The 11897-nt window shown below is 65.6% G+C and carries 13 protein-coding genes; 4 read left to right on the forward strand and 9 right to left on the reverse strand.

Features of this window, described 5'->3' with window-relative positions:
• Nucleotides 1-11 precede the first annotated feature (11 nt).
• The gene (locus tag M1247_RS20965; RefSeq protein ID WP_317158317.1) at nt 12-140 is read right to left on the reverse strand and encodes a hypothetical protein; all 129 of its coding nucleotides are present in this window, start codon (nt 138-140) and stop codon (nt 12-14) included.
• Nucleotides 141-184: 44 nt separating this feature from the next.
• Between M1247_RS20965 and M1247_RS20970 the strand changes: the two genes are divergently transcribed.
• Together M1247_RS20970 and M1247_RS20975 are read left to right on the forward strand one after the other, a co-directional pair.
• A complete protein-coding gene (locus M1247_RS20970; RefSeq protein WP_317158318.1) occupies nt 185-1063 on the forward strand; it encodes a sigma-70 family RNA polymerase sigma factor in 879 nt (292 codons plus the stop codon).
• Nucleotides 1064-1229: 166 nt separating this feature from the next.
• Nucleotides 1230-1655 carry an OsmC family protein gene (locus M1247_RS20975; RefSeq protein ID WP_317158319.1) on the forward strand — a complete coding sequence of 142 codons (426 nt, stop codon included), beginning with the start codon at nt 1230-1232 and terminating at the stop codon, nt 1653-1655.
• A gap of 31 nt (nt 1656-1686) precedes the next feature.
• Here M1247_RS20975 and M1247_RS20980 read toward each other — a convergent pair whose 3' ends face one another.
• Nucleotides 1687-2289, reverse strand: a complete 603-nt coding sequence (locus M1247_RS20980) for an HD domain-containing protein (protein ID WP_317158320.1) — start codon at nt 2287-2289, stop codon at nt 1687-1689.
• Nucleotides 2290-2443: 154 nt separating this feature from the next.
• Here M1247_RS20980 and M1247_RS20985 point away from each other — a divergent pair, with 154 nt between their 5' ends.
• Both M1247_RS20985 and M1247_RS20990 read left to right on the forward strand, forming a co-directional pair.
• Entirely contained in the window at nt 2444-3052 is a 609-nt protein-coding gene (locus tag M1247_RS20985) for a hypothetical protein (RefSeq protein ID WP_317158321.1), read from the forward strand.
• A gap of 86 nt (nt 3053-3138) precedes the next feature.
• Nucleotides 3139-4740, forward strand: coding sequence for a GMC family oxidoreductase (locus M1247_RS20990; protein ID WP_317158322.1), 1602 nt, complete (start codon nt 3139-3141; stop codon nt 4738-4740).
• A 31-nt stretch (nt 4741-4771) separates the two neighbouring features.
• Here the strand turns inward: M1247_RS20990 and M1247_RS20995 are convergent, their stop codons facing one another.
• The 7 genes from M1247_RS20995 to M1247_RS21025 form a co-directional block, all read right to left on the reverse strand.
• On the reverse strand, nt 4772-6220 hold the full coding sequence (locus tag M1247_RS20995) for an FAD-dependent oxidoreductase (protein ID WP_317158323.1): 1449 nt from the start codon (nt 6218-6220) through the stop codon (nt 4772-4774).
• A gap of 159 nt (nt 6221-6379) precedes the next feature.
• Nucleotides 6380-7699: a BamB-related PQQ repeat family beta-propellar protein gene (locus tag M1247_RS21000; RefSeq protein ID WP_317158324.1), complete on the reverse strand. Its 1320-nt coding sequence runs from the start codon at nt 7697-7699 to the stop codon at nt 6380-6382.
• Nucleotides 7700-8091: 392 nt separating this feature from the next.
• A complete protein-coding gene (locus tag M1247_RS21005; RefSeq protein ID WP_317158325.1) occupies nt 8092-8571 on the reverse strand; it encodes an SRPBCC family protein in 480 nt (159 codons plus the stop codon).
• A gap of 217 nt (nt 8572-8788) precedes the next feature.
• A complete protein-coding gene (groL, locus tag M1247_RS21010; protein WP_317158326.1) occupies nt 8789-10408 on the reverse strand; it encodes a chaperonin GroEL in 1620 nt (539 codons plus the stop codon).
• Between the two features lie 115 nt (nt 10409-10523).
• A complete protein-coding gene (groES, locus tag M1247_RS21015; protein WP_003892970.1) occupies nt 10524-10826 on the reverse strand; it encodes a co-chaperone GroES in 303 nt (100 codons plus the stop codon).
• Between the two features lie 181 nt (nt 10827-11007).
• On the reverse strand, nt 11008-11463 hold the full coding sequence (locus M1247_RS21020; protein WP_317158327.1) for a nuclear transport factor 2 family protein: 456 nt from the start codon (nt 11461-11463) through the stop codon (nt 11008-11010).
• Nucleotides 11460-11894, reverse strand: coding sequence for a hypothetical protein (locus M1247_RS21025; RefSeq protein ID WP_317158328.1), 435 nt, complete (start codon nt 11892-11894; stop codon nt 11460-11462). The genes M1247_RS21020 and M1247_RS21025 overlap by 4 nt, the downstream gene beginning before the upstream one ends.
• Between the last annotated feature and the right edge of the window lie 3 nt (nt 11895-11897).

Below are 11897 nucleotides of genomic sequence, written 5' to 3' on the forward strand. Positions count from 1 at the left end.
CCACCGGCATGTCACCCGAGCGCGAACGCAACCAGCGATAGCGCCGCAAGCGATAGCGCCGCAAGCGCCAGAAACGCGCCGTGGAAGGCGATCACCGTCGAGACGATCGCCGCGACCGGGCCGAGTTGTAGTGTCAACATGTCGTCTCCTCGCGTATGGCGGTCGGTGTGGTGGAGTTGTCCGGATGAACCATCAGCAGGCCATGGCCGAGCGATTCGAAGCGGATCGCAGCCACCTACGCGCAGTCGCCTACCGCCTGCTGGGCTCCATCCATGACGCCGACGATGCAGTCCAGGCCACCTGGTTGAAGATCAGCAGGCACGGCATCGCGGATGTACGGAATCCGACCGGTTGGTTCACCACGGTGACGGCCCGCGAGTGTCTCGACAGACTGCGGGAGCGCAAACGCCGCGGCGAGGTGTTCGGCGCCGAGGACCTCGTCTCTGCCGCCGCCTCCCCTGCCTCCCCCGCCGCCGATGACGAAGTGGCCATGGCCGAGTCGGTGGGCCGCGCACTGCTGGTGGTGCTCGACCGGCTCTCCCCCGCTCAGCGTGTGGCGTTTGTCCTGCACGATATTTTCGCCGTGCCCTTCGATGACATCGGCGAGCTGCTGGACCGCTCAGCGGTGGCCGCCAAGAAATTGGCCAGCCGGGCCAGGGAACGACTGCACGGCGACCCGCAGCCGACACGACGCCCGACCGCCGAACACCTCAAGATCGCGCAGGCGTTCCTGTCGGCGTCACAACACGGCGATCTGGCGGCGCTGCTGGAAGTACTTGCCCCGGACGTGGTCCGGCATGTCGACCGCGTGCTCGTGGCGGATCGGGTCCCCACCGAGTTGCGCGGTGCCCAGGAGTTCGTCGAGGAGTCCAAGATGTTCACGGCGGTCGCGCAAGGCGGCGAAGTGGCTCTGGTCGACGGTGCGGCCGGCATCGTCATCGCACCCGCGGGCCAGCTGAAATCCGTGCTGCGCCTTGGCATTCAAGATGGCCGCATACATCTTATCGACATCATCGGCGATCCGGACCGCCTGGCGGCTGTCGACGTGCGGTTGCTGGACTAACGTCCTCAGCGCGGGCTTCCTCCGCGCGAGCTTCCTCAGCGCGCGGGCCTCCTAAGCGCGAGCTTCCTCAGCGCGAGCAGACGCGGAGGTACCCATTTCCCGAGCAAAATGGGTACCTCCGCGTCTGCTCGCCGGGAGACTGGACCCATCGACCAAGGAGAATTGCATGACGACAGACGTGACGGTGACCGAGACGGGTGCGGGCACATATACCCAGCAGATCACCGTCGGACGCCATGAGCTGACCGCCGATGAACCCCTACCCATCGGTGCCGACACCGGCCCGAATCCCTACGACCTGGTGCTGGCGGGGCTCGGCGCATGCACGTCGATGACGGTGCGAATGTATGCCAACCGAAAGGGCTGGCCACTCGAGCGTGTACGAGTGACGTTGCGGCACTACCGCGTTCACGCGAAAGACTGCGCCGATTGCGAGACCACCAAGGGGATGATCGACCAGATCGACCGTGAGATCGAGTTGACCGGCGACCTCGACGACACCCAGCGGCAGCGATTACTGGACATCGCCGAACGGTGCCCCGTCCATCAGACCCTGACCTCGGAAGTCCGGATCACCACCACGTCGGGGTGACGCGCGACAGCGTCAGACCGAGTCCCAACCCTCACTCAGTATCGAGCGGGTTCCCCTTGATCCGTGCAGCGCCGTTGTTGGCCACCGATGCCGCGGCGGCGCTCTCCGGCTTACGCGTGGCCTGGTCTTGGAAGCACGCCAAGAACTCGTCACCGAATCCCGACCTGGGATAGTGCGCCAGCACCTGGCCCCTGACCTCGGCCGGGAACTCCTCCGGTCGTCTCCCGGCGACGTCCCAGCTGGTGGCGATCTGCAACAGGTGGGACTCAGGGTCTGCCGCCGCAGTGACGTCGTCGCGCATGTGCAGCACGATGATCTCCGTTGCCCGGGCCGCGCGATCGACGGGCCACCCGGCCGCCACCCCGAACACCCAGGCCAGGTCCCCGCCTGCCTCCTCGAAAGGCAGCCGGTGACTGTCGAATGGGTCGGTGAGAGCGATGTCATGCAGCAGCGCCGAGACGTAATAGAGCTCGTCGTCGAAGGCGATGCCGTGCGCCGCGGCGTACATCGCTCCCCACAGGTAGGACCGCTTGCAGTGGTTCAACAGCGCCGGCGAGTAGAACCGGGCGGCCACGGCAAGCGCGGCCGTCGCTGCCTGCGTCTGCGGAAAAGTCGTCATCGGAAACGTCGTCATTGGGCCTCCTCCGGAGAATCCGCTCCTTGGCTGGCATCCTCGTCCGCCGGGTACGCGGTGTCGAGCACCTTCGCGCACGCCCACGGGGCGGCATGTGGATCGTCGTGATGGGATACACCGACGACCCATGGCGACCAGGAGGGAGGTGAATCCGGTGACTGGTCGAACCCCCACCCCGCGTGCCGCGGCGATCGCTGAGGAGGAGGATTACGGCCCCTACCGTTGCTCGTACCGGGTCAACCGGGCCTATGACCGGCGCATGCGCGTCGCTCTGCTCCTGCTGCTGGTCGTACCGTTCCCGTTCCTGAAGATGGCGTACGACGCGTCGCCCTGGGGCGACAGCGCCATCGGCACCTCCACGGTAGGCATGCTGGTATCCGGCATCACCGGGGTGATCTTCCTCGGCCTGGCGCTCTTCCTGGCTGTCCCACTGCTCGCCGGACTGTTTCTGCGGAAGGGCGCGCAGGTACACGTTTACGAACAGGGAGCCATCGCCGAACGATCCCGCGGTCATCTCTACGCGTGGCCGTATCGGCGGGCCACTGCCCGGTACGTCTGCTGGCGGGAGTCGAATGACGGCCAGTGGCGTGACCGCCTTCAGCTCTGGGTCACCTTTCACCGCGACGGTGAGACCATCTGCTTCGACGGACTCCATCCGAAAGATCGGGAGGTGCTGGCTCCTATCGCCCGCGAGTTCGGCATCCGCGATCAACCCGAACAGATCGACGGGATCTACCGGAACACCGCTCCCACCCCGTTCTGAGACCATCGCGGAGTTCGCCGCCATGCATTGACATCCCCTCCACGTTGAGTCAGCGTGGCGGACGTACCTTCAAACACACCCACCTTATGACTGCTTTCGACTACATCATCGTCGGCGCCGGTTCGGCAGGCTGCGTCCTGGCCAACCGACTCTCCGAGCACCCCGGGAACAGCGTCCTTCTCATCGAGGCCGGTGGCCGGGACCGCAGCCCCATGATCCGGATCCCCAAAGGTGTCGGCAAGATCCTGGGTAATCCGAAGATCACGTGGCAGTTCCCGGTCTGGTCGCGACCCTCGCAGGCCGTCGAATACTGGGTGCGCGGAAAGACCCTTGGCGGTTCGAGTTCGGTGAACGGGATGGTCTACAACCGCGGCAGTGCAGCCGATTACGACGCGATAGCTGCGCTGGGAAATCCGGAGTGGGGCTGGAACGACATCCTTCCCATCTTCCGCGCCATGGAGAACCACGAGCTGGGCGCCGATCCGATGCGGGGATCGGGAGGGCCGCTGGGGATTTCCGTCGACACCCACCGCCCACAGATCTGCGATGACGTCATCATCGCCGGCGCAAACCTGGGTTGGTCGCCGACCGACGACATCAACGGCGGCGACGCCGAACGCATCGGTCCGGCACCCCGAACCATCAAGAACGGCCGCCGGGTCAGCGCTGCGCACGCGTTCCTCCACCCGGTCACTCACCGTGCGAACCTTCGGGTCGCCACCGACACCACGGTGAATCGGGTGCTGTTCGAAGGCGACCGGGCCGTCGGCGTGGACGCCGTCACCTCACGGGGTGCCACGGTCAGCTATACGGCCCGGCGCGAGGTCATCCTGTCCCTCGGCAGCATCTCCACCCCGAAGTTGCTGCAACTGTCCGGAGTCGGTGATCGTTCGTTACTGCGGGGCCTGGGAATCGACACCATCGCCGACAGTCCCAACGTCGGCCGCCGCATGCGGGAACACCGTTGCTTCGCGATCCAGTTCCGGCTCAATCGGCCCCTCGGCTACAACCACCAGTTGAGCACACCGCTGCGTCAGGCGGTGACCACCGCCAAATACCTTGCGACCAGGCGTGGTCCGCTGGCGGGAGCCGCGTTCGACATCGCCGCGTTCTTCAAGACATCACCCGAACTCACGCGCCCGGACGCCCAAATACTGATGGCGCCATTCTCTTTGGCACCTGTGCAGCCCGGCAAAGCTCCGTCGGTCGAGCGGGAACCGGGGATTCAGGCCATCGGATACGTTCTTCGGCCCGACAGCGAAGGCTCGGTGACTATCACATCCGCCGATCCGGATGCGCCGCCGGACATCGACCCGCGCTTCTTCACGACCGCGCACGACCGCGAAAAAGGCGTGGCGCTATTCCGCACCATGCGCCGGTTGTTCAGCGAGTTTCCCATCGCGGACTACCTTCTCGCCGAGACCCGGCCGGGCAGCGCCATTGTCACCGACGAGGCCGTGCTCGCCGCCGCGCTCGACGAAGGCTATTGCGGATACCACGCCGTCGGCACATGCGCGATGGGACCGGCCGACGACGACGTCGTCGACTCCGTGTTACGGGTACGCGGCGTCCGCAACCTACGCGTCGTCGATTGCTCGGTGATGCCCACGATCGTGTCGGGCAACCTCAACGGCCCGGCGATGGCGATGGCTTGGCGCGCAGCCGATCTCATACTGACCGACACCTAGGACCGGGCTTAGGTCCGGGCTTCGGGCGCCCTCAGAAGTTCAGGCCCGAGAACATGACTCGGCCCGGGTCATACTTCTGCCGGGTGGCGGTCAGCCGGGACATGTTGGCGCCGAAATACCGCGACGCCGGCTGGTTCACCTCGAGGTAGTTCACATAACCGCCGACCGAGTACGGCGCCACCGCCTGGTGTGCGGTGCGGAGCCAGTTGGCAGCCGGCGCCGGGGATCCGGAGGTTTCCACATACCACTGCACCAGGGCGGACTGCTGCCGCCAGGGAAAGGCGGTGGCTCCGGGCGCCACGGTCGCGAGCGCTCCGTCGAGCGCATGCATGATCACCAGCGGACGGCCTGCGCCGTCGGGAAAGGCGTTGAACGCCGCGGCGATCCCCTGCGCGGCGGCCGGGGTGATCGACGAGAAAACATCCGATCCGCCGACATAGCCCAGCGGTGCGGGGTTGAGGTTGTTGACGGCCAGGTACTTGACCAGGTCCAGGTAATTGAACCGGTGCTTATCCACCCCGGCCGGTTGTAGCCCGACCGCTTTGACGACGGCGCCCGCGACGGCGTCCCCAGCACCGGCCGGGCAGGTCGCAAGGATGCGACAGTGGGCGCCCTGCGGGTCGGTGATGGTGTCGGCCAATGCCCAACTGTTGCGGTCGGCCGTACGCAGCCAGCTCTGCCACCCGAGGAGAACCTGCGCGAACGCCTCCAGCGGGAAATTGAGACTCACGGCATCCACATCGCTGGTGGGGAACGTGGCGAAGGTCAGTGCGGTCGTCACCCCGAAATTGCCGCCACCGCCACCGCGCAACGCCCAGAACAGATCGGGGTTTTCATTGGCCGACGCCGTGACCGCCGCGCCGCCGGGCACCACCACCGTGGCCGACACCAGTTGATCGGACATCAGGCCCGCGTGCCGCGATTGGGCGCCCAATCCTCCACCCAGGGCGTGCCCGGCCGCGCCGACCGACGGGCAGGTACCGGTCGGGATCCCCCTGCCGGCCCCGGCCAGCACCTGGTGGATCGCGTACAGACCGGTCGCAGGTGTCACCGTGACATGCCCGGTGGCGGCGTCATAGTCGATGTCACCGGGCAGTTGACGCAGGTCCAGGACCATGGTTCCCGTCGCCGTCGAGGCGCCCACATAGGAATGCCCACCGCCCCGCGGAGCAACCTTGAGGTTATGGGCAGCCGCGAAGGTCATCGCCTTCTGCACGTCCGCCGCCGATGCCGGAGTGACGATCGCCGTGGGCGTCAGGTCGTTGTAGATGGTGTTGAAAACACTTTTGGCCGAAGCGAATTGCCCGTTGTCCGGCAGGATCACGCGTCCGTTGATCGCCGAGGAGAGATCGCCCCAGCCGGAGGTACGCGGCGGCTCGGCTCTGGCCGCGCTCGACCCGAAAACCGTGCCGGCGGCCAGCGCGCCGACGGCGCCCCGCAGAAACGTCTGACGCGAGACCCCACGCGCCGGCACCGTCATGTCCGAATTGTGAGCTACATACCGTCAAAAACCGCCCCGCCGCGGGAAGTGTCGTGGTCTCGGTCCGATAACCGGTTCGCCAAGATCAGGACACTTCAGCCTGTCAGCCTACAAATACAAAAGCCGCGGCCAGGCACTGAGGTGCTGCCGATGTCCGGGTCAAATCCAACGAGTCACCGTCGAGTTGTAGGTGGTGTACGCCCGATTGCCCACCCAGACGCCGTGCGGAAAGTCTGTGGTTTTCTTCCGCCACAACTCTTTCCCGGTAACCCCGTCCACACACACCAGATCGCGGGAATCCACCGCAAGTAGCCGGGTGCCGTCGGATCCGAGGAAGTTCACCTCCGAGACCCGTACGAACGGGTTGGCACTGTCAGCCTGGCAAGGCTGGACCTTCATATTCATGAAGCCGGTGTCGTTGAGAAGGCTCACACCGATCAGGCACAACGTGTCACTGCCATATCCCTGGACCCGAAAGGTCAAGTCTTGACCGGTGGGGCGTGTCCACAGGACACGTCCGGATGCACCGTCGAACGCACGAAGATCACCTGTGGCGTCGTTGTAGGCCAGCGGATAGTTAAACCCTGACGAGCCGTACAAGTCTTGATTGGACCGGGCGTCGCCCCGTGCATTGTCGAGCAGGCGGTAACCATCGCTGGCCAGAGAGGCCGTGTTTCTGCCGCTGAAGTCGTAGAAATTGATCGAGTTCCCGTCCGACAGCGCGAATCCCGAGGCGAAGGCGGTCTTGCCGACCACGTTCACCCCCGAAACTATGGGGGCTCCGGTACTTGCGTCGTAGACGGCACGCCTGGTGACGATGACCGCTTGATCACCGAATACCACGGCGTCGCCGTCGTGATCGACGCGCCATGCCTCAGTGCCGTCCGACCCATACGCGACGAGCTCACGATCGAGAACAACAGCGATTCCGTCGCCACTCCGGGACATATTTCTGATCTGTCCCCCCGGCAGCGTGGTCTGACTCAGAGTGCGTCCCGTCGCCACATCGAAGAACGCGAGCACTTCGGGTTGTCCCGTGCTGAGATTCACGTTGAGCGCGCACCCCATGGTCGTTGCCGCGCGGGCGATTACACACTTGCCCTTCTTGATCTCGTTGACATTGATATCGGGCGGTTTGATCGGTTCGGACCAGCGCGGCACTCCCGAGGAGGCGTCCAAGGCGATCACTCCCTCATCCGACCCGACCACCACGGTGTAGGAGTCACCACCGAGCACAGCCTCATCGATGCCGACCTTGTAGGTCCAGCGCGGTGTGTCAATCGGCTGCTCGAGCGAGGGCAACGCGATATCGGTCGGCGGGCGAACATCGCCCAGCGGCGGCACCGACGCCGGCAACGGCCCCGCAGCGGGATTGGCGCTGGGCCCCGACGACCGGACCACTTCGTCACCACCCCGGTTCAACCACCACGCAATCGCACCGCCGATGCCCACGATGACGAAGACAACGGCGACCACCACGATGAGCACCAACCAGACCCGCCGCTTTTTGCGCGGAGGGTGTGGTGGCAGCGGAGGGTGTGGCCACACCGGATACGGTGGCGGCACCGGTTGATATCCGGCGTGATATCCCGGAGGCCACGGGGGGCCGTATGAGCGTGGATCCGCCGTAGAATACGGAGGTCCACCACCTTGATGCGGGGGGTGCATCGGGGGCGGGGGCTGGTTACCACCAAAGGGATTCACGTGAGGGTCTGGAACGCTTCCCGCCGACGGGAACGGGTCAGGCGGATAGGTCATGTCTTTAAGTACCACCGCGGCACTGTGGAAGCAATCTCATGGTCCGTCGAGACGAAAATACGTCGCACCAACCGGATCCGGGAGTGCCTCGGCAGCAGAACTCCGTGCCGGCCCTACGCCCGATCCTGCGCCAACTCCGCGAGGTGCTGGAGTGAGTTGTCCAGATGCTGGCCATCGAACGGCGGGAACCCGATGTGTTCGCGGGTGGCCTGCGGCACCGCCGACCAGTCATAGGTCAAGGTGACCTCGGTCCGATCATCGCCGACCGGTTCGAGATCGTAGCGCCAGATCCAGCCGCCGAATTCCAGGTTGTCGTCATCACTGCCCTGGCCCGGCAGCCACGCGATCGCGCGCGGTGGCTGGAAGATCTCGACCCGGTTGGCGATCTCATAGTGCATGCCCCCGTAGTTGTCGTGGTACATCGCCATCCGGAAGACCTGGCCGGCTTCGGTCAGTGGCTTGCCGTCGAGCGATTCCCGCACCCAGCCGGTGCCGTCGATCGCCTGATGGGTCGTCGGGTCGGCCAGCACCGCGAACACGGTCTCGGCCGGCGCGGCGATGGTGCGCGCGGTTCTCATGGTGTCGTCAGTCATGACCGTACTGACCGGCGGCGACCTGAAAACTCATCGCCGGTCACTTCGGGTAGGCCCGAACACCTGAGGTGCTCGTCCCGACAGCGGCACCCAGGTCATCGTTGAGATTGCCTACAGGGCTGTGGATCCGGTGAGACCGCGGCCGGCCCGCGCCGAGCTTATTCGCCGAAACAAAACACCCCCGACCTGGTGGTCGGGGGTGCTCTGTAGTGCCAGATCAGTGAGCGTGGCCGTGGTGGCCGTGCCCGTGATCTTCTTCCTCAGCCGGTTTTTCGACGATCGCGGTCTCGGTGGTCAGCACCATGCGGGCCACCGATGCGGCATTGAGCACCGCCGAACGCGTCACCTTGACCGGGTCGACGATGCCGTCGGCGGCCAGGTCGCCGAAGGTCAGCGTGGCCGCGTTGAAGCCGTGCCCGGTGGGCAGTTCGCTCACCTTGTTCACCACGACCGAGCCGTCCAGCCCGGCATTGGTGGCGATCCAGTACAGCGGGGACGACAACGCCGACGAGAACACCTTGACGCCGAGCGCCTCGTCGCCCTTGAGCTCGGCACCCAGCTTCTCCAGCACCGCACGGGCCTGCACCAGTGCGGCACCGCCGCCGGTGACGATGCCCTCCTCGACCGCAGCCTTGGCCGCCGCGACGGCGTCCTCCACCGCTTCCTTGCGCTTCTTCAGGTCGGTCTCGGTGGCCGCACCGACCTTGATCACCGCGACGCCGCCGGCAAGCTTCGCCAGCCGCTCCTGCAGCTTCTCGCGGTCCCAGTCGGAGTCCGTGTTCTCGATCTCGGACTTCAACTGCTTCACGCGATCGGTGACCGCCTCGGCAGCACCGCCACCGTCGACGAGCACCGTGCTGTCCTTGGTCACCACCACACGGCGGGCCGAGCCCAGCACATCAAGACCGGCCTCCCGCAGCACCAGGCCGACGTCGGGATTGACCACCTGGCCGCCGGTCACGACGGCGAGATCGTCGAGGAACGCCTTGCGGCGGTCACCGAAGAACGGCGCCTTGACGGCGACGGCCTTGAGCGTCTTGCGGATGGCGTTGACCACCAGCGTCGACAGCGCCTCGCCTTCGACGTCCTCGGCGATGATCAGCAGCGGCTTACCCGCCTCGGCCACCTTTTCCAGCAGCGGAAGCAGGTCGGGCAGCGAGCTGACCTTGTCGCGGTGCAGCAACACCAACGCGTCTTCGAGGACCGCTTCCTGGGAATCGAAGTCGGTGACGAAGTAGGCCGAGAGGAAGCCCTTGTCGAAGCCGACACCCTCGGTGATCTCCAGTTCGGTGCTGAGCGTCGAGGACTCCTCGATCGTCACCACACCGTCGTGGCCCACCTTGGTCATGGCCTCGCCGACCAGCTCACCGATCTCCTCATCGCGTGAGGACACCGTGGCAACCTGGGCGATGGAGCTTTTGTCCGTCACCGGGATGGCCGAGGCCAGCAGCGCTTCGGAGACCGCGTCGGCGGCCTTGGCGATGCCTGCCCCCAGCGCGATCGGGTTGGCGCCGGCAGCGACGTTGCGCAGCCCGGCCTTGATGGCGGCCTGCGCCAGCACCGTCGCGGTGGTGGTGCCGTCACCTGCGACGTCGTTGGTCTTGGTGGCCACCGACTTCACCAGCTGCGCGCCCAGGTTCTCGAACGGATCCTCGAGATCGATCTCGCGGGCGATGGTGACGCCGTCGTTGGTGATCTGCGGGCCACCGAACGCCTTGGCCAGCACCACGTGCCTGCCTCGCGGGCCGAGCGTGACCTTGACGGCGTCGGCGAGCTTGTCGACACCGGCTTCCATGGCGCGACGCGCTGTTTCGTTGAACTCAATCTGCTTGCTCATAAGTCCTTTTTCTGACTCCTATTTCCCCGAATCGCGGGGTAGAACGCATACCGCCCCGGACTTCGCCCGCATGGCGCGGGGACTTCCGGGGCGGTTACACGAGATCCTTGCGGAACTACTTGGAGACGACAGCCAGCACGTCGCGGGCCGACAGGATCAAGTACTCCTCGCCGTTGTACTTGATCTCGGTGCCGCCGTACTTGCTGTAGATGACGGTGTCGCCCTCGGCAACGTCCAGGGGGATCCGCTTTTCGCCATCCTCATCCCAGCGGCCGGGGCCAACTGCGACGACGGTGCCTTCCTGCGGCTTCTCCTTGGCGGTGTCAGGGATAACCAGACCAGAAGCGGTCGTGGTCTCGGCCTCATTGGCCTGTACGAGGATCTTGTCCTCGAGTGGCTTGATGTTCACGCTCGCCACGATGGAGCCCTCCACTTGTTTGGGTGTGGATCCGGGAAGATTTCCCGGATGCCGATTAATCAGGTGTTCGGCATGCGTCCGTGCCCTCGCTCCGTCGTCGCGGGTGCCGGCGCTGGGGGTTGGCCGCGTGCCACCTAGCACTCTATACATGAGAGTGCTAGCACTCAAGGGTGCCCCGTGATTAACGACCGAACGCGCTCGGGTCGAGCATGAGGTGCGCCGATACGTCCCCGACCATCTCGACGTCAACCTTGCGCTCGGTGAAGTACCAGCCGTGCTCGTCATGGGCGAACGCATCGAAGTAACGGCCGACCACGATGGGTTGCAGCGGCACCGTCTGGGTGTGCTGCACGACGACGAAGGTGGAGCGCGCGTCAGCCCGCTCGCCGTCGAGGTCGACGATGGGATTGAGCACCAGGTGACGGGTCCGTGGTGTGTTCTGATGCTCGGGATAGCGGCGGGTGGTCGATGCGAACAGCTTCGCGATGGCCTGGGCGCCCGTGGCGGCGCCGGCGAACGTGGCCCGGTCCAACAGGTGCCCGACGCCGTCGAAGTCACCGGCGTCGATCAGCTCGGCGTAGCGGTAGAGCAGCTCGGTCACCGCAAGTCGCGAGGCAAGTTCGTCGGTCTGCGTCATGCAACAGACTCCTTCGAAGGACTGCGCCGGAAAAACCTGTTGGCCGTCGGCCGGTACATCAAGGTCAACGCAACGAGGACGGATGCCACGTGTACCACGCGCACGGCTACCACCGCGAGGGTCGCGGTGTCCGCGTCTGCCAGGAACGCCGCAGGCGAACCGCCTGCCATCCACCAGGACACCGGTTCGACTAGCAGTGAGAGCAGTCCGAACCCACCCAGCAGGATGGCCAGCGCCATGCGCACCCAACCTTGGCCACGACGCAGTCGCAGGATCAGCGCAGTGACCAGCAGATAGATCACCACCCGCACCGGCAGCTGGACCGCGACGTCGTAACCCGGGCTGGTCAGGACGTAGATCAAGGCCTCAAGCACACCGGCGGCCACCGCCGTCAGCCACAAGCGCACCGACCAACAAACCGAATCCGGCACTGG

Source organism: Mycobacterium appelbergii, from assembly GCF_032883035.1.
Classification (GTDB): Bacteria; Actinomycetota; Actinomycetes; order Mycobacteriales; family Mycobacteriaceae; genus Mycobacterium; species Mycobacterium appelbergii.